The following is an 18,563-nucleotide window of genomic DNA, read 5'->3' as shown; positions in this document are numbered from 1 at the left end:
AATGTAATTCCAGCGGCGCCTGCCCACCAGCGGGTGCCCGGCTCGGTATTGCCTCCGCGGCCGTAATCAGGCAACCCTGCCAGGGGCCGACGTCTCATTGTTTCTGCACCACCAGACCCTCCTGCCATGCTACACAGCTACCTGACCTTTGCCCTGCGCAACTTATGGCGCCAGCGTGGCTATACGGCACTCAACATGCAGGGCTGGCCGTGGGCTTTTTTGCGGTGCTGGCCATTCTGGTCGCCTGTCTGGGTTTGTTTGGCTTGTCTGCCTACACCATCGAACAGCGCATCAAAGAAATCGGCGTTCGCAAAGTGCTGGGCGCATCCGTCACGAACGTGGTGTTCCTGCTCAACCAGGAGTTTACTTTATTGGTAGGCTTGGGCATTGCGGTGGGCGCACCCGTTGCGTGGTTTCTGATGCACCGGTGGCTCACCGAATTTCCGTACCGCATCGCGATTTCGGCAGGGCTGCTGATGAGCTGTGGCGGGTTGGCGTTGTTAATGGCCTGGCTGACTGTCAGCTTCCAGTCGATACGCGCCGCCCGCATGAATCCGGTCCGGTCGCTACGCTACGAGTAGCAGATTCTGACTTACCTCCTCAACGCAGCGGAGGGACGATTCAGGTACCTGAATTTACTACTCAGGCAGGTATTCTCCCGCTTCTTCGTGACGGCCTGGATAAAGGTGTACCCTTCGCGTAGATTTGCCTGACAACGATCCTTAAGTCTGCACCCACATCAGTCCGCCCGTTTTTTTGCTCGAAAGCCGCGTTTTGCCCGCAAGGTCCGTTTTCCTCTAGACACCCCACTCCGGCCCGAAGGATGTCCGCTGCCGTACAGCCTATGTTCACTTTCGAACAACTCGTAGCACACGACCCCTCTAAATACGCGCCTGAGGGCTTTGTTATGATGTGGCAGGTTTCTTGAAATCGTTAAAACAAGCTTAATGAAGAATGCCATGAGAGAACTAGCAACCCTATTACAGCGAAGTAGTACTTTCCGTTGGATGTCCCTTAAAGCGGTAGGCCTGCTCCTGCTTGGGCGCATAGCGGCTTCCTCGACGCCCGTGCCCCCGTACACCGCCACCGTACAACCCGCCGCTACATTCCAGTACTGTACATTCGTTTCTTGCCCGGATACGCCCCTGGTTGCGGCCGCTAATGTAGAACCTGACACCGAGCCCGCGTACAAACCTTCGTTTGAGCGAGCGAACGTGTTGCTGCGCTTTCTGTTTTCGCCTTCGTCGATTCTGAAGCGGTGGATTGCCGAGCCCGCTCCCCAGCAGGCCGAACAGCCCATCACGCACGAGCTTCCCCTGGAGTCGATGGGAGAAGTGATACCCAGCCCTTCGGCTGTCTAAAGTTTGGAGTTCCAAACTTTTTTTTGCGCTTCAATTACGAAAAAAATCGTAGATCCATTGACAATACGAAATTGTTCGTACATCTTTGAATTACGAAATTAATCGTAGATCCATGTCCCAACCCCGCCCCACCGAAGCCGAACTGCAAATCCTGCAGATTCTCTGGCAGCATGGCCCCTCGACCGTGCGTGAGGTGCACGAGCGCCTCAACCCTGCCACCGGCTACACCACCACGCTGAAGCTGATGCAAATCATGCACGAAAAAGGCATCGTGGACCGCACGCCGGACGGCCGCCAGCACGTATACCGCGCCCTCCTGAAAGAAGACGAAACCCAGCGCGCGCTGCTGGACCGTTTTCTAGACACCACCTTTCGCGGTTCAGCCATGAAGCTGGTCATGCAAGCCCTGGGCAACCGCTCCACTTCGGACGAAGAACTGCAACAGATCCGTACGCTTCTCGATCAACTAGAAAAAGGAAAAAAATGAATCTCTCCCTTCACGAAACCTTAGGATGGACCCTCCTCCACTCGCTCTGGCAAGGAACCCTCGTCGCTTTTCTGGTGCTGCTGATCCGCCGGTGGCTGGCACCGTCCGCCCGCACCCACTACCTCCTGCTGGTGGGCAGCCTGACCTTGGTATTGGTCAGCGCGCTTGGCACGTTTCTGTACCTCTGGCCCACGGCCGACGCACCCGTCGCCCAGGCGGCGACAACTCCGACGCTGGCGATTCCGCTGGTCGAGATGTATCAGGTAACGGCTCCCGCGCCGGCCGAACCAGTGTGGTTCGTAACGTGGATCAATTCGTTAAAGTCCTGCTTCCCGTGGCTCGCGTGGGCGTGGCTGATCGGCGTGGCGGTACTTTCGCTCCGTTTTGCGGGAGGGCTGGCCTGGACCTACCGCCTGCGTCGTCGTGCCTTGCAAGCGGCTTCATCGCAGTGGACACAGGCCTTGCACCGGCTGGTGCCGCGCATGCAGATCCGTCGGTCGGTACGGGTGTTTGAATCATCCCTGGTTCATATTCCGATGGTACTGGGGTATTTCAAACCCATCATTCTGGTGCCGATCGGGCTGGTCAACGGACTCTCGCCCGCGCAAGTCGAGGCCATCCTGGCCCATGAATTAGCCCATATCCGTCGCTATGATTACCTGATCAACCTCTTTCAGAGTTTCGTGGAAATCCTGATGTTTTACCATCCGGCCGTCTGGTGGCTTTCGCGCGAAATCCGAAACGAACGCGAACATTGTTGCGACGATTGGGCGGTAACCGCCTGCGACGATTCCCTGTCGCTGGCCAAGGCGCTTCTCCACCTGCAGGAATGGACGGCCACTGTGCCCTCAACTGCGCTGGCTTTCACAGGACCTCGTTTCCACGTGCTGGCGCGCATCCGCCGTCTGGTACAGCCGGAAGCCCATGCCCCCCGCTTTCCGGCAGCCGAAGGCAGTGTCGCCTTACTGGTTGTTCTGCTGGCTTTGGTGGTTGGCTGGCAGCAGAAAGCGCCTCATACAGGACGTCAATCTATGGTGTACTCGGCCGCAACCCTGCCCAACCTGTTGTTCCAGCATTGGCTCCCGCAGGACGCTTCCTCGGATGCAGCACCAACGGAACCGACCGTGGCCAGCTTCAACACGATTTCCGGAAAAGCGTCGGTGGTGACGGCCGCTGCGCCCGCAGTCCCGTTACCGGTTACTCTGGTATCCCATGCCGACACGAGCAAATCGTCGAAACAAGACCGCACGTCGGTTACCATTACCGACCGTGACGAGAACGGCAAGCGCAAACGCATCAAAGCCGAACTGGAAGACGACGAGCTGGTGGAGTTGCGCATCAACGGCCGGAAAATTCCGGAGAAGTATTATCAGGAACACCAGCGCGAACTGGATCAGATTTTCAGACAACTGCGGCGCGGCACGTCCACGGCCCCTCGTGTTTACGTCGCGTCTTCGCGGGGTGGTGTGTCGGCCCTTCATGTAACGCCGCCGTCGCCAGTTGCGCCAATGGCTCACACCGAGACCATGACGATCTTGAGCGACCTGGCCTCACTGGGTGAGTTTGACTTGGTAGCCCCGTTGCCCGATTTCGAAGTCGTTATGCCCGCTCCCCTGGCCTTTACCGCGCCGATGACGGCCCCGCTAGCCATCGCCGTTCCGCCCTTCCCGCCCGATTCGCTCGATAGCCTCCGCTGGAACCACGAAGCCTTTGCCGAACACATGCAGGAGTGGCAGGAAGAATTCCGTCAGTCGCAGGAAGCGTGGCGGGAGCAGTGGGAAGTGTACCGGGAAGAACTACAGGAGCACCAACACGAATGGCAGGAGAAAGTGGACGAATACCGCGAGCAGGTTCGTGAACTACGCGAGCAGTATCAAGAAGAGATGCGTGGTTATCAGGACAAAGTGCGCGCCGAACAGGAGAAACTTCGTGCCCAACAACGCGACCACTTCCGGGAGCAACGGGCGCTGGCACAGGCCTACGCCGGCGATGTGGTGTTGAACGAAAAAGTGATCGACGCTTTTGAAGATGCCTTTGTGGAAGATGAACTCATTGAAGACCGCGACCGATATTCGTTCGAAATGTCGCCCGAGCGCTTGGTAGTCAACGGAACCTCACAACCGCGGGAGGTGCTGGAAAAATACCTCGACCTGTACGAAAAACTAGTTGGGAAACGGCTGCGCGGTAACTTCAATTACATGTTCAGCAAGTAGCATCCGCCCACTGCAACAGCGCTTCGTAGGGATCGCCCGACAAGCCCAATAAGTGCGCAAAAGCCGCTTCTGTCGATAGTCCGGTTCGTTTGAGCCGGACTATTTCGTTTCGGAACGCTTCGTCCCGGTCCTGTAAAATCCGGTGCTCGACCACCATATGCCGGTAACCGTATTGCGCGTCAACTGGTTGGGGCTGCCCAAAAATCTCTACCAGAAAACCCTGCGCGTTGAAACGCACCAGCACCGTAGGAACGGAACGCAACAGTTTCGTTTTCAACTCAAAATCAGGACGATGCTGAAAATGAGCCCGCAGGTGCCTTATGAAAACGTCGTCCTGTGCGAAGCAACAGGCCAGATCCAGGTCACTGCCGGGCAGGTCGATCTGGAGAGGAATGGTGCCGATCAGAACAGGATCAAAAGGTGCCAGTGCCGTCAGGATGTCCCCGTCAGTCAGAGCTCGGTACGCGCGTTGCTGCCGCACGTTTCCGGCTTGCAGGTAAGCCAAATCACGCCAGTTCATGACGTACGCAGGCAACTGCTTCCCAGGTACGTTTGCTTATCGGGCTTCAACCGATTTTCGAAATACCGTTCCAACGCAAAGCGGTGTGAGCTGAACGCCATGTCGTCCCAGGGAATTTCCGTCTCCGCAAAGAAATTAACTTCGAGGCTTTCCGGCCCTGCTTCGATGCCGGTCTCCTGCAACTGGGCCACAAAATGTATGATGATCTGATCGCAGTGCGGCAAGCTATAAACCGAGTGAAGTCGCTCTACTTTTACGCGGGCCCGCGCTTCTTCCCACGTTTCGCGAATGGCCCCTTCTTCTACCGTCTCGCCACTTTCCAGAAATCCGGTCGGCAAATTCCAGAAGCCATAGCGCGGCTCGATGGCCCGGCGGCACAAGAGAACCCGTTCCTCGTGCACCACCAGACAGCCCACCACCATTTTGGGGTTGACGTAGTGGACCGTGCCGCATACCTGGCACACATAGCGCGCCACGTGATCGCCCGCCGGCACTTTACAGTCGAGTTGGTTGCTACCGCAATGACTACAGAAATTCATACCGGGCAAAAGATAAAGTACTTTACCGGAACAGCCAACGCCCGCTGTAGGTTTATTCACGCGTATTTATCGCCTTATTTTCTGCAAAAAGGTTTGCCAACTAACGAGGTTTGGGCAACTTGGTCGCCGAACCTACTTTTATAGACATGCAATACCGTACTCTCGGCAAAACCGGCTGGCGCATTTCCGAAATCTCGTTGGGCACCTGGCAGGTGGGCGGCCGATGGGGCTCTCCCTTCAACGAAAAAACCGCCGCTCACACGCTTCGGGCGGCGCTCGACGGAGGCATCAACTTTATCGATACGGCCGATGTATACAGCGAAGGGCTTAGCGAGCGGGCGGTAGGAAACGTGCTGAAAGAATGCCGCGAAGAAGTCTACGTTGCTACCAAGTGCGGACGCCAAATCCAGCCCCACGTCACCGAAGGCTACACCCCGGCCGCGCTGACGAAGTACGTCGAAGACAGCCTAAAGCGGTTGCAGCGCGACACGATCGACCTGGTTCAACTTCACTGCCCTCCGACGCCCGTCTACGACCGTCCTGAGATTTTCGAAACGTTCGAACGCCTTCAGGAACAGGGCAAGATCCGCCACCTGGGCGTCAGTGTCGAAAAAATTGCGGAAGCGCAGAAGGCTATTGAATACCCGAACGTAGCGACCGTGCAGATTATCTTTAACATGTTCCGGTTGCGTCCTGCCGACGATTTTTTCCCGCAGGCGAAAGACAAAAACGTTGGCGTGATTGTACGCGTGCCACTGGCCAGCGGCCTGTTGGCCGGAAAGATGACCAACAATACGGTGTTCGATCCCGACGATCACCGCAACTTTAACCGCAATGGCGAAGCGTTCGACAAAGGCGAAACCTTTTCGGGTGTGCCGTACGGTCAAGGGCTGGAAGCAGTCGAGGCGCTGAAGAAGATTTTTCCGGAAGGCGAACTTGCTGCCTGGGCGTTGCGCTGGGTGTTGATGTTCCCGGAAGTGAGCACCGTAATTCCAGGGGCCTCGCACGCCGAACAAGTCGTTTCGAACGTCCACGCTGCCGAGTTGCCTGCCATTTCTCAGGAACAACTGCAGGCAGTCCGCAACGTATACGATCGCTACATTCGCGCCAGCGTGCACACCCTCTGGTAAGGAGAAAAGCCACACAAACCCTTTGTAACTAGACGCGGCCCATTACCTTAGCGGCCGCAACGTATTCTGATAGTCCATGCATTCTTACGAACAGCTCCGGCGATTTAGCGAACAGGTCTTCTTGCAGATGGGCTGCCCCCCCGACCACGCCGCGCTGGCAGCCGAAGTGCTTTTGTCCGCCGACTTACGCGGCATCGATTCGCACGGAGTAGCGCGCCTGTCGGGGTACGTACGTTTGTGGGAAGCGGGGCGCATCAACGCCACTCCTAACATCCAGGTGGTACACGAAACGCCCAGCACTGGCGTTATCGACGGAGACGGAGGTTTGGGACTGGTGGTCGGCCCCAAAGCGATGCAACTCGCCATCGAAAAGTCGCGCCAAGTAGGTAGCGGCTGGGTATCTGTACGCCATTCGAATCACTTTGGTATTGCAGGCTGGCACGCCATGCAGGCCCTCCAGCACGACATGATCGGGATGGCCATGACCAACGCTTCGCCGCTGGTGGCACCGACGTTTGCTATTGAACGGCTGCTCGGCACCAATCCCATTGCCGTTGCCATTCCTGCGGGAGAGCAACCGCCGTTTGTGGCCGACATGGCCACCACCACGGCCGCCAATGGTAAGCTGGAGATTCTGCAACGCAAAGGCGAGCCCGCGCCTGTCGGCTGGCTTCAGGACAAAGAAGGCCACAGCACCACCGATCCGCAGGGCGTAGCAAAAGGCGGGGCGCTGCTGCCGCTCGGCGGCGACCGCGAACACGGCAGCCACAAAGGGTATTGTCTCGGGGCTGTAGTTGATATTTTCTCGGCAGTGCTTTCGGGCGCTAATTACGGGCCTTGGGTACCACCTTTTGTGAGTTTCCTCTCCCCTCCCGCCAACCCGGTCGGGCAGGGCATCGGCCACTTTTTCGGGGCGATGCGCGTCGATGCGTTTCGACCGGCCGAAGAGTTCAAACGGCACATGGACCAGTGGATCGTTACGTTCCGTAGCGCAAAAACGGCCGATCCAACCCAGCGTGTTCTTATTCCGGGCGACCCCGAACGGGAGTCTGAACGCATCCGCAGTGAACAGGGCATCGAACTTCTGCCCCCGGTAGAAAAAGATTTACAACAGCTGGGCGACAAGTTCGGGATTAATCTTTAAATCTCTTACACATAAACCAATAGCTCCACGCGCAGCTCTTCCGTAGCGCGTTGGCATACCGCCATGAGCTTCTGGCTCAGCGCGCGTATCATTTCGGCCGGCTTCCCTTGTTTGGCCAATCGTTCCAGTACCACGATATCCTCCTTCAGGGCATGCAGCCCCAAGAACGTGACCGAAGGTTTGATTTTATGCGCGACATCGCGCACCGCGGGCCAGTCGTCCTGCACAAGTGCGACCCTAAGCCGGTGAAGATCCTCGGGTGTGTTCTCCAGAAAAGTTTCGATCATGTCACGAATAAACTCGTGATCGTCGTCGCTAAATTCGATCAGGTAGGTCAGGTCAACGGCTTTATCGTACTTCATACTCCCAATTGATAAAAGTGATGTAATGCGGTGCAGAAGAGATGAGCCAGCAATTGGCTTGAAAATCCCGCACAAGCAAATTTGTCCATTCTGCATTTTCGAAAACGTCCCATTCCCTTTCACACCTTACTTCCGGCAATCATTGGGGCAATCTGCATCGGCGCAAGCCGCTCGTACTCAGCCACTCGCTTCTCTGCGGAGATTTCTTAACATAAGTTACATGTCTGTGAAGGGGCCTGATTCCTTTCAATATGCTACACGGCAGGGCGCTAAATTTGATGATTACTAAGTATTTAAAAATGAAGCATTTGCTGTCAAAGCTTATCCACTTAGGAATCACTCCGGATACCACCGATCAAGAGAAGATCAACCTGCAAACCACCAATTTTGCCAGTCTGCTGTTAATGGCGCACGTGCTCTTTGCTATTGTCCTGTGGAGTCAGTTTGGTCAAGGCGACCACTTGTGGCTCAGCGGGTTAGTCCTCCTGAATGCCTTCCTTTGTCCGCTACTCATGTCTCAGGGACGTACGTTACGGGCGCGCACGTTGATGTTTGTGCTCACCATCGCCCACCTGAGTATCGTAGGTGCGGTGCTTCGCGAAGACGTTATTTTCGAAGCCTGTGTGTTATCCGGACTTTTTCTGCCATTTCTCATCTTTGACGCTCACCACAAGACCGCTCGCCTGGCGAGCATTGCATTGGTGATAGGGGTAGTCATTACGATGGAAATGACCCACTACAGCCTCTTTCCGGCAGCGACCCTGCCTGCATCGCTGGCCTCGCTCCTCCGCAAAATAGTGTTGGTAAGTTCATCCTGCGTGGGATTGGGGACGGTCGGTGTTTATGCATGGCTGCAACGGAAGCACAGCCGGGAGTTGGAAGGCATGATGCACCAACTTTATCTCCTCAATCAGGAAATGGCTGACAGGAAACGCGACTTGGAAGTTTATTCGCAGACCTCGCAGCAAATTTCCTCGCAAATCCAACACACGACGCACCAGTTCGGCCAGTTGATCGAGGCGATGCACGATCTGGTCATTTTTCACCGCGCCAACGGAAGTTTCGAAGTATTAACCCCTGCTGCTTTACATGTATTCGGCCTTACTCCAGACCAATTAACAGGTCGCACACTGGGCGATTTTGTCCATCCGGACGATCAATCGAGGGTAGAAGCCCACTGGCAACAGGGCATAGTACAACAATCGTCTACGTCGTTTACTTATCGGTTGCGTCACCACAGTGGCGCGTATACGTGGGTGGAAACCCATCTTTCTGTACATCCGGACGACGCAACGCGTCTGGTCTCGGTTACACGCGAGGTCGCCGAGCGGGAATTTTTGCGCCATTGCCAGTCAAACCCTCAGGCTTCTTCGTCTACACGTTACTTCAGTTATGATGTTTTGACGGAACAGCTGACGCCCCACCCCACTCCGCACCTTACTTCAGTGGTCGACACTTCGTCGTCACAGGCGTCGGAACAGGAACTGGCTTTGCCGGAATTTTCGCTCTGGAGACAGCACCTGAGCGAAGCCCTGCAAACGGGGCAGACCGTCGATGCGGAGGTTACCTGGCCAACGCAGCCGCACGCACGCTTCCGCGTCATGGCTTTCCCCGCTACTCCTCATAAAGTATATGGTTTTGTGCAGGAACTGGCGTCGTCTGCTTCGCAATTACTCCACTCGCCTTCTTTGTCCATGACGGCCTTCATCAGCGGTGCTCCGGCTGCCATTGCCATGCTCGACCGGGATATGCGGTATGTCGCCGCCAGTCAGCGCTGGTACAAAGACTATTTGTTAGAAGAAGACATCACGGGACAGTCGCACTACGACGTGTTTCCCAATTTTTCGCCCCACTGGCGGGAAATTCATCAACGCTGCCTGACAGGCATCACCGAAAGCTGCGAAGAAGACTCGTTTATTAACCTACTGGGCAAACAGGAATGGGTTCGGTGGGAAATGGGGCCGTGGTATGACGATCAGGGCGAAGTCGGTGGACTTGTGATCTTAACTGAAATTATTACCGCTCGTAAAGTCGCTGAACAAAATGCGGAACGGCAGCGCGTCCGTATGGAAGAAGTGTACCGCATTGCTTACCAATCCGGTCTCAGTTCCGGCGAAAAGATGACGCACCTGTTGAAGTTTGCCAATCAGGCATTGAACATGGATGCCGGAATGGTCGGACGCATCGAAGGGGCGACCTACATCGTAGAGGACGTGTTTTCGTATCATCCTCATTCCCTTTACCGGGGTCAGCAGTTCGAGCTGGCCAATACGTATTGCAATTTTACATTCAAGCAGAACCGGGTGCTGGCCATAGAAGAGATGCGGAGCTCTGCGTACCGCGATGCGCTCTGTTACGAAATTTTCGGCTTCGAATCCTATATCGCCGTACCCCTATGGGTGCAGGATGAGCCCTACGGTACCCTGAACTTCTTCTCGAATCGCCCCACCAAGTTCACGCAAGAAGACAAAGACTTTATTCAGTTGGTGGGCCAATGGGTAAACAATGCGTTGGAAAGTCGCCAATACGGAGAAGAACTGCTGGTGGCGAAAGAGTCGGCCGAATCCGCATCACAGGCGAAAGCCATGTTCCTGGCGAACATGAGCCACGAGATTCGGACACCGATGAATGCAGTTATCGGCATGACCCGCATTCTGATGGAAGATGCACGCGATGACCAACTCGACAACCTGAAGACGCTGAATTTTTCAGCAAATACACTGCTGCACCTGATCGACGACATTCTGGATCTGTCTAAAATAGAAGCCAACAAGATCGAACTCGAATCCATTCCTTTCGACATGGCGGCCCTTCTGTCGGACACCCACCGCATGTTCCAGCCCAAAGCCGCCGAGAAGGGACTGAGCCTGCAGATGGACATCGCTCCGAATGTGCCATATCACCTAAAGGGCGATCCGGCACGCATTGGCCAGATCTTGAACAACTTGTTGAGCAACGCCATCAAGTTTACGGCCAAAGGCTTTGTAAAAATTACCGTTTCGGAGAAAGAGGGCAACAGCGAGTACCGCGAGCTGCTGTTTCAGATTCAAGATACGGGCATTGGCATTTCGCCCGAGAAACAAGCCGCTATTTTCGAGCCCTTCGTGCAGGAAAGTAGCGAAACAACACGCCATTTTGGAGGGACTGGGCTCGGCCTCCACATCACCAAGCGGCTGGTCGAGATGCAGGAAGGCGAAATATCCGTCCACAGCGTTCCCGGCCAGGGCGCTACGTTTACGTTCACGCTCTGCTTGCCTACAGCCAGCACGGTAGCCGCTGCCCAAGCGACCGACTCCGCTGCCGAATGGCCCATTCCGGAAGGAAGCTCCATTCTATTAGCGGAAGACAATCTGATTAACCAGAAAGTGGCCCTCAAGTTTTTGACACGCTGGAACCTTGAGATCGACATCGCCAACAACGGTGTCGAAGCGCTACAAAAGATGGATGAGCGGCATTACGACCTGGTTTTGATGGACCTGCAGATGCCCGAAATGGATGGGTACCAGGCTGCACAGCACATACGCGAGTTAGGCGATCCGCGCAAAGCCCACGTGCCTATCATTGCCCTGACTGCCTCGGCCATGGCAGGAATCGATCAGGAGATCGTAACGGCAGGCATGAATGACTACGTAACCAAGCCTTTTCAGCCTAAAGAACTCAGCCACAAGATTGGGTTTTATATCCATCGTCATCGGGAATTTGTGGCCACACTCCAGCCGGAGTCGGTAGACTGGAATGCTTTGCCTGCCGCTCATCAGGATGCAGCCCAGTACCGCCAACTTTTGGAAGAGTGCCAACAGAACCTTAACGTTTTGGGCACCGCCATTGCCTTGTGCATCCAGCAAGGCGATTACCAACACGCTCTGGAGCAATACCATGCGCTACGCGCTACTTTGACGAAACTTACGCTTCACCAGTACGAGCACAAGCTCACTGTTTTGTCACAGCAATGGGGCACCCCACCCCACGAATCCAAAGCGATAGACCAGTTTCAGAAGATCACACAAGAACTTATGCAGGGGGTGCAGACCTATCTGGCTCAGCTAGACCAAACGGCTGCTTAGCATACCAGTACCTAATTCGCTTGCCCGGTTCGGCACATTATCTTTTAAGCTTACTTCCCTGTAGGCTCCGGATAAAGTGCCGAGCTTGGTATTTTCAAGGGCGGGTTATATTAATTTCTTGTAAAATTCTGGTGAGTATCTTGCATCGACAGCAAAAAATCCCTTTTTTCGTATCGATTTAGGCACCCCTGCCACGGCAGTCCTTCTACAAGCTCCACTACGTTCAGGACTTATCGCCGGATGCATAAATTAATCGCGCTATTTTCATAACCTCTTTCTGCCTCCCGCGTATACCAAACAAGTTATCGGCGGTTACTAAATATTACATCAGCCGTATATAGTAACGACAGGCAAGAACGAACAGAAAATATATTTATCCTGCCAATATTTTGCATTTAACGAGTAAAACTGGCAATCTACCGTTCGTTCGCTGGGGGAATTCGAAAATAATTTGATTTGAAAGCCAATTAGCTTACTTTTGTAATAATCGATAAGAAAATTGAATCAAATCAATATTTGCCTTACAAAATCAGTCATCATTACCTAACATTGCCCCTCCAAACGGCAGGGCTACCAAAAGGCGATGCTGCATTTGAAACCGATAGATTCAACGACGTACGACGCAAAGCAGGTACAAGTGAGATGATCAGAAATAGCTTCCATAGTTAACTCGCTTTACCTACTTCTGCTCATCCGGCCACCACTCCGGATTACTATAGCGGACAATCGAACTTTCGCAACCGACATTCACCGATTTCGAAGAGGTTTTTCGCTTCGTTTATTTAACTATTCTTATTTTATTTTTTAAAATATTGGGGACATTTACATTATCTAGGACTATGGAAAAAGTCAGTACTCACACGAAGCTGCTCAAAGCGGTTTTACTTGTTGTGGAGTTGCTACTACTAAGCTTGGGTTTCCGTGTCGCTTACTTTCTTAAATTCGGGCCAGAGATCAGCTTCACACATTACTATTCTCTGTTTGTCATTTTTAACTTAGCTTGGATAGTTTCCGCGCTTTTCAATGACATTTACCACGTTAAGGAAATCACCAATACCCGCAAGATGCTTAGCAACTTGGTCTATGCTTTCTTGTTACATGGGTTCATCATCGCGGTTTATATCGTAGGCTTTAAAGCCCACTATTTCTCTCGCGAATTTCTGGTCATGGCATATGGCGCATCGGCACTGGCAGTAGTAGCTGCACGTTTCATGCTCATTTCAGCGTACAAACGGTACAAACTGTCGACTACTGCCAACCGCAAGGCCGTAGTGATTGGGACCGGCCGCTCGGCTCACTCGTTGCATGACATGTTCATCACCAACAAAGAGCTAGGCTACCGCTTCATGGGTTTCTTCACCGATAAGCCGGAAGAAACGCCTCACCAGGATCTGATCCGTGGGCGCCTGGAAGACATCAAAGCGTATTGCCTGCGCGAACAGGTAGACGAAATCTACTTCGCGTTGCCGATTACCGAACGCGATTTGCTTGACGACATCGCCAAGTTTGCCGACGACAATTTCATCTACTTCCGCATTGTGCCTGACTTCAGCGCCTTCTTGCAGAAGAACGTCAACATCTACCACATGGACTCCATTCCGGTCATGACGGTTCGTAAAGAGCCACTGATGGAAACAACGAACCAGTGGTTGAAGCGGGCATTCGACATCGCATTTTCGCTGGCCGTCATTCTCTTCTTGTTCCCGTTCATTCTGCCGATCATCGCCATCGCCATCAAACTGGAATCAGAAGGTCCAATCTTCTTCAAGCAAATGCGTCCGGGTAAAAAGAACCAACTGTTCGCCTGCTATAAGTTCCGTACGATGCGCATCAACAACGTCACGCATCAGCAAGCGACCAAAGACGATCCTCGCATTACGAAAGTCGGTCGCTTCCTGCGCAAAACATCGCTCGATGAGCTACCTCAGTTCTTCAATGTATTGCTAGGCGATATGTCTGTCGTAGGCCCACGCCCCAACATGATCAACCAGTTGGAGCATTATTCAAAAGCCATCGATACGTATACATTGCGTCACTTCGTTACGCCGGGCATCACAGGCTTTGCTCAAGTGAACGGCTACCGTGGCGAAACTAAGCAGATGCACCTGATGCAGAAGCGAGTAGAATACGATGTAGCCTACATCGAGAACTGGAGCTTCGGGCTGGATCTGAAGATCATCCTCAAAACTGTTCTGAACATCATCAAAGGAGAAGAAAACGCGTACTAACCGTTCCGTAGACTTCTTCGAGATTCTAAGAGGAATGACATCATGTCGTTCCTCTTTCGTTTATACCGACTTCGGTCCGTAGCTTTTAACTTGCGCCTCGAACCATTTCCTCATGCAAAAAACACCGCTCGCCCTCCAACGTACCTATCCCACGGTCGATTTTCAGGCCATTCCTTCGGCTTGCTTTGTGCTGGAAGAAAAGCGCCTGCGCGAAAATTTGGAACTGATTAAGTTCGTGCAAGAAGAGTCTGGCGCCCAGATCATTCTGGCGTTGAAGGGTTTCGCCATGTTTGGTGCTTTTCCGCTAATACGCAAGTATTTGTCCGGTACCGCCAGTAGCGGACTTTACGAAGCCCGTCTTGGGTATGAAGAGTTTGGAGGCGAAGTGCATTGCTTCAGTACTGCTTACTTTGAAGACGAGTTCGAGGACATCCTGCGGTATTCCGACCACCTTTCGTTTAATTCGCTTAACCAGTGGGAGCGTTTTAAGCCGCGGGTGCAGCATGCTTCGAAAAAGATTTCGTGCGCGATTCGGATCAACCCGGAATATGCCGAAGTGACCACAGACCTGTACAATCCTTGTATACCGGGCTCACGTTTGGGACAGACCGCTCCGCATTTCGGTGATCAATTGCCCGAAGGAATTGAAGGACTGCATTTTCATACACTTTGCGAAAGCGATTCGTATGCGCTAGAGCGCACGTTGGCCGCCATTGAAGATCGCTTCGGTAAGCTGTTGCACCAGGCCAAATGGGTGAACATGGGTGGAGGTCACCTGATGACGCGTGAAGGCTACGACGTCGCGCACCTGATCCGGGTACTCAAACAATTCCAGGAAAAGTACGATGTCAAGGTAATTCTGGAGCCAGGAGCAGCCATTGCCTGGCAGACGGGCTATCTGGTAACGACCGTACAGGATATTTTCGACAGCCAGGGGATTCAGGCCGTTATTATCGACGCCTCGATTTCGGCGCACATGCCCGACTGCATCGAGATGCCCTACAAGCCTAAGATTTTAGGAGCGTACGATGCCGTCCCTACCGCAACGGCATACCGGATTGGGGGAAGCACATGTTTGGCTGGCGATTATGTAGGAGACTACCGCTTTGATCGGCCGTTGCAAATCGGCAACCGGTTGGTATTCGATGACATGATGCATTACACGATGGTGAAGACCACCTTTTTCAACGGCGTACGGCATCCGTCGTTAGGCATCTGGCATGAAGACGGGAGTTTTGAGCTAGTGCGTAAATTCAGCTACGAGGACTACCGCTCTAAACTCTCCTGATCGTCTGGCAGGTGGGTCTGAAGCTCGCGGATCATTTCGCCGACCAACTCAGCAATGCGATTAACAAGCGCCGTAGCCTGGTAGGAGTCGTAGTTCGGATCTTTTACCTGCTGCTTACTGCTTTCGACCAGCTTGATCAAGGCCTCTACTTCCAGTGATAGCAACGTTCCCCAGTGACGGTGTGACACTTCGCGGACGCGATCGTGGCTAGCCATCAACAGAGCTTCGCGGATTTCTTTCTCGAACTGGCGCAAGGCTTTGATGTACATATGCACCAAGCTCACCAGAAAAACAGGGTCGTCGTTAGAGATTTCTACTAGGTTACTGAAATTGATCTGCGAGGGCATAGGCGGGCGCTCCGTGGTGGTCTGAGGTCGTATATGCTTAGCAATAACGTTATAAAGCTCAACGGGTTTGAAAGGCTTCGGAATGAAATCGTCCATGCCAGCCTGTAGAATTTTCTCTTGTACCGCAGATGAAGCCGAAGCGGTGAAGGCCACGATGGGTATCGAAGCCCGTGCTTCCTGGCGCTCCAACGCACGAATTTTTGCTGCCGCCTCAAAGCCATCGCAGTGGGGCATGTGCAAATCCATCAACAGTAAGTCGTAAGCGACGTCCGGTTGCTCCCACATGTCGACGGCTTCCTGACCGTTAAGAGCGTAGTCGGCTTTGATGTGCCATTTGCTCAGAAAACGCCCTACGACCTCCCGGTTGATCTCGTTGTCCTCGGCCACCAGCAGGCGAACCCCTGTCAGGTCCACGGTTGCTTTCGCTTCGTTCTCCTGTACCTGATCTGGGTGGCCTTTCTCCATTTTCAGGTTGAAGCTGAAGGTGCTGCCCTGTCCTTCCACGCTCTCTACCGCGATGTCTCCTCCCTGCAATTGAATCAGCTTTTTGGTGATGGCCAGCCCCAACCCCGTACCGGCAAAGCGGCGGGCAATGTCTGGGCTGGCTTGCGTAAAACTTTCAAAAATCGCATCGCGCTTGTCGGCCGGAATACCAATACCGGTATCGATTACGCTAAAACGTATCCAGACATGCGTATCGGTCTCCTCTTCTACCTGCGCTCGCAAAGTCACGCTTCCCTGTTCGGTGAATTTGATGGCGTTACTCAACAGATTGGTCAGAATCTGCATCAGACGGACAGGGTCGCCCTGCACGACCTCGGGCAAAGCCGGATCAATGTCGGTGCGCAAAGCAATTGATTTCTGCTTGGCGCGCAAAACGAACGATTTCTCCAGGCCTTCCAACAAAGGTTGAAACTTGAACGCAATCGACTCCAGGGCAATTTTACCGGCATCGATTTTATTCAGATCCAGGATGTCGTTCAGCAATTGATAAAGCTGTTTGGCAGAGAACTGCAGCGCATTCAGCGTATCCCGCTGGTCGGGACGTGGATTTTCGTCCAACAACAGGTGTACAAATCCGATAACCGCGTTAAGCGGCGTCCGAATTTCGTGGCTCATGGTTGACAGAAACATCTCCTTGGTCTTCGCTAAGGCCTCAGCCTGCTCTTTGGCCACGACCAATGCTTCTTCCACACGTTTCCGTTCGGTGATGTCACGACCAGCCGCCTGCACGCCTACCAAACGACGGTTTCGGTATACCATTTTTACCGTATATTCCATCCACACGTACGTTCCGTCTTTGCGGCGGCGGCGGTAGCGTTTCATAAAGGGCACTTGTTCCGCCCGTTTTTCCGCGAAAAGAGCATGCAGATCGGCAGCATCGTCCGGATGCACAAACTCAAAGACCTCCCGCCCCAACAGTTCGTCCGGCTCATAGCCATACACTTCTTTGGCAGCCTGCGAAATGTATTTGTAGCGGCCGTGCAAATCCAGTAACAGCACTACGTCGGTTGAATTCTCCGAAAGGAATCGGTATTTGTTTTCGCGCTCACTTTGGTTCAGCGAAATACTGACCTGCTTAATAACCGCTTCGACGAACTCCAGTTCTTCGGGCGAAAGCCGGTGCAGTTCCTGATGGCGATGCGCAATGAGTAAAAGATATTTGCCCGGACGGAAATGAAACGGAAACGCATATATGCTGCCCAAATCCATTTCTTCGTGCAGAAGCTGCCAGGAACCATCCTGGACCAACAGAGGCAAGGGCTGATTTTTATGGCTGACGAGCCATTTCTTTTCTTTGCGAAAATACTCCGTAGCGTTTTTAAACTTCTTAAGTGGATAACTCACTAATGAAGAGGTGCGCGACGGATCACTTTCCTGGTCTACCCACTCAAACTTTTCTTTCAGATAGCCCTGGGTATCATTGACTTCGTAGACTGAACAACGTTCCATCTCGAGCGCTTTCCCCACAATGTTCACCATCTCGCGGTAGACCTTTTCGGTATCGTCGCTCAGGATCAGGTCGGAAATGTGGCTGATGGCACTGGCAAACCGCAGCTGCTGGTAGTCTGATACCGCGGCAGACAGCGTTTGTTCTGTACCGGGAGTAATGCAGATCAGGTGTCCCCCTTCTCCGGCTTGTACCAGTTCCGACACCGCAATGGTGACCGATTGCACAAAGGCGCCTTCGCGGAGCACTGTCCAGGACGACGCGCTCCCTACCGGCAGGAAGTCGAGTAGATCAGTAAGGTTGTTATTCGGCGCGTGGGTTTGCTCATGCAGAATGATCTGATGACGATCGGCGTGGATCGTCCAGGCACAGCGTTTCAGCGACAGACGTGGTCCTTCCACACAAAACATCTGCTCTGCCAGTTGGTTCATAGCCAATAGGTTACCATTAGCCTCTGTTACCAGACAGGCGATGTCTTTGATCGCATGGATAAGGCTACTAACGCCTTCGCTTACTAGATTATTCACAATGATCTTAACCTCTACCCGAGTGCATCGTGGTAGACCTGCATATAAATAAAGCTAAAAACTCCTGCACACCACACTGCTCAGGGCAACACTACAATACAGTTCCCAGCTTCGTATTGCATCTTCTGCCGCCTGTGGAGAAGCCAAACATGGTGTGCTACCAGTAGGTTATTTAGAAATTGAGAGATGCTTGGCGGAGCGATACTATGACAGATGGTGATTAGCCAAATATCTGAATTATAACCTTGAGCACCACGGAGGATTCACGTAGAATGCTACCTCAATTTAGATAAAATAAATATTTTTATCTAAATTTTAGACAAAAACACCTAATTGCTCCATTAATAAACAAAAACAACCCTTACAGCACGAAAAGCTATTTCCTCTATAACGGATTTTTCT

13 protein-coding genes are annotated in these 18,563 nt (G+C 53.2%); 9 read left to right on the top strand and 4 right to left on the bottom strand.

What is annotated here, in order from left to right; all coding sequences use genetic code 11:
- The first annotated feature begins 164 nt into the window (after nucleotides 1-164).
- From BLR44_RS06370 to BLR44_RS06355, 4 genes are all read left to right on the top strand, one after another.
- Complete coding sequence (locus BLR44_RS06370) at nucleotides 165-581, top strand: ABC transporter permease (RefSeq protein ID WP_089680395.1); 417 nt, start codon at nucleotides 165-167, stop codon at nucleotides 579-581.
- A gap of 426 nt (nucleotides 582-1,007) precedes the next feature.
- The gene (locus tag BLR44_RS06365; RefSeq protein ID WP_089680393.1) at nucleotides 1,008-1,361 is read left to right on the top strand and encodes a hypothetical protein; all 354 of its coding nucleotides are present in this window, start codon (nucleotides 1,008-1,010) and stop codon (nucleotides 1,359-1,361) included.
- Nucleotides 1,362-1,473: 112 nt separating this feature from the next.
- Nucleotides 1,474-1,848, top strand: a complete 375-nt coding sequence (locus BLR44_RS06360) for a BlaI/MecI/CopY family transcriptional regulator (RefSeq protein ID WP_089680391.1) — start codon at nucleotides 1,474-1,476, stop codon at nucleotides 1,846-1,848.
- Nucleotides 1,845-4,061, top strand: coding sequence for a M56 family metallopeptidase (locus tag BLR44_RS06355; protein ID WP_089680389.1), 2,217 nt, complete (start codon nucleotides 1,845-1,847; stop codon nucleotides 4,059-4,061). The genes BLR44_RS06360 and BLR44_RS06355 overlap by 4 nt, the downstream gene beginning before the upstream one ends.
- On the opposite strand, the gene BLR44_RS06350 is transcribed toward BLR44_RS06355, so the two are convergent.
- Both BLR44_RS06350 and BLR44_RS06345 read right to left on the bottom strand, forming a co-directional pair.
- Nucleotides 4,051-4,581, bottom strand: a complete 531-nt coding sequence (locus tag BLR44_RS06350) for a DUF4269 domain-containing protein (protein WP_089680387.1) — start codon at nucleotides 4,579-4,581, stop codon at nucleotides 4,051-4,053. The genes BLR44_RS06355 and BLR44_RS06350 overlap by 11 nt on opposite strands.
- A complete protein-coding gene (locus BLR44_RS06345) occupies nucleotides 4,578-5,120 on the bottom strand; it encodes an NUDIX hydrolase (protein ID WP_089680385.1) in 543 nt (180 codons plus the stop codon). The genes BLR44_RS06350 and BLR44_RS06345 overlap by 4 nt, the downstream gene beginning before the upstream one ends.
- Before the next feature lie 146 nt (nucleotides 5,121-5,266).
- On the opposite strand from BLR44_RS06345, the gene BLR44_RS06340 reads away from it, so the two are divergent.
- Together BLR44_RS06340 and BLR44_RS06335 are read left to right on the top strand one after the other, a co-directional pair.
- Nucleotides 5,267-6,250 carry an aldo/keto reductase gene (locus tag BLR44_RS06340; RefSeq protein WP_089680779.1) on the top strand — a complete coding sequence of 328 codons (984 nt, stop codon included), beginning with the start codon at nucleotides 5,267-5,269 and terminating at the stop codon, nucleotides 6,248-6,250.
- A 76-nt stretch (nucleotides 6,251-6,326) separates the two neighbouring features.
- The gene (locus BLR44_RS06335) at nucleotides 6,327-7,394 is read left to right on the top strand and encodes an Ldh family oxidoreductase (RefSeq protein ID WP_089680383.1); all 1,068 of its coding nucleotides are present in this window, start codon (nucleotides 6,327-6,329) and stop codon (nucleotides 7,392-7,394) included.
- 5 nt (nucleotides 7,395-7,399) lie between these two features.
- Here BLR44_RS06335 and BLR44_RS06330 read toward each other — a convergent pair whose 3' ends face one another.
- On the bottom strand, nucleotides 7,400-7,756 hold the full coding sequence (locus tag BLR44_RS06330) for an Hpt domain-containing protein (protein WP_176955919.1): 357 nt from the start codon (nucleotides 7,754-7,756) through the stop codon (nucleotides 7,400-7,402).
- A 299-nt stretch (nucleotides 7,757-8,055) separates the two neighbouring features.
- Here BLR44_RS06330 and BLR44_RS06325 point away from each other — a divergent pair, with 299 nt between their 5' ends.
- The 3 genes from BLR44_RS06325 to nspC all read left to right on the top strand — a co-directional run bounded on the left by BLR44_RS06325 (nucleotide 8,056) and on the right by nspC (nucleotide 15,336).
- Nucleotides 8,056-11,820: a PAS domain-containing hybrid sensor histidine kinase/response regulator gene (locus BLR44_RS06325; RefSeq protein ID WP_218127020.1), complete on the top strand. Its 3,765-nt coding sequence runs from the start codon at nucleotides 8,056-8,058 to the stop codon at nucleotides 11,818-11,820.
- A gap of 839 nt (nucleotides 11,821-12,659) precedes the next feature.
- On the top strand, nucleotides 12,660-14,048 hold the full coding sequence (locus tag BLR44_RS06320) for an undecaprenyl-phosphate glucose phosphotransferase (protein WP_089680378.1): 1,389 nt from the start codon (nucleotides 12,660-12,662) through the stop codon (nucleotides 14,046-14,048).
- A 112-nt stretch (nucleotides 14,049-14,160) separates the two neighbouring features.
- Entirely contained in the window at nucleotides 14,161-15,336 is a 1,176-nt protein-coding gene (gene nspC, locus BLR44_RS06315) for a carboxynorspermidine decarboxylase (RefSeq protein ID WP_089680376.1), read from the top strand.
- Here the strand turns inward: nspC and BLR44_RS06310 are convergent.
- A complete protein-coding gene (locus BLR44_RS06310; protein ID WP_089680374.1) occupies nucleotides 15,315-18,065 on the bottom strand; it encodes a PAS domain-containing hybrid sensor histidine kinase/response regulator in 2,751 nt (916 codons plus the stop codon). The two genes, nspC and BLR44_RS06310, sit on opposite strands and share 22 nt — an antisense overlap.
- Nucleotides 18,066-18,563 lie beyond the last annotated feature (498 nt).

The organism is Catalinimonas alkaloidigena, from assembly GCF_900100765.1.
GTDB lineage: Bacteria > Bacteroidota > Bacteroidia > Cytophagales > Flexibacteraceae > Mooreia > Mooreia alkaloidigena.
Note: the sequence above shows the minus strand (reverse complement) of the source record. Positions and strands in the feature narration are given on the sequence as shown.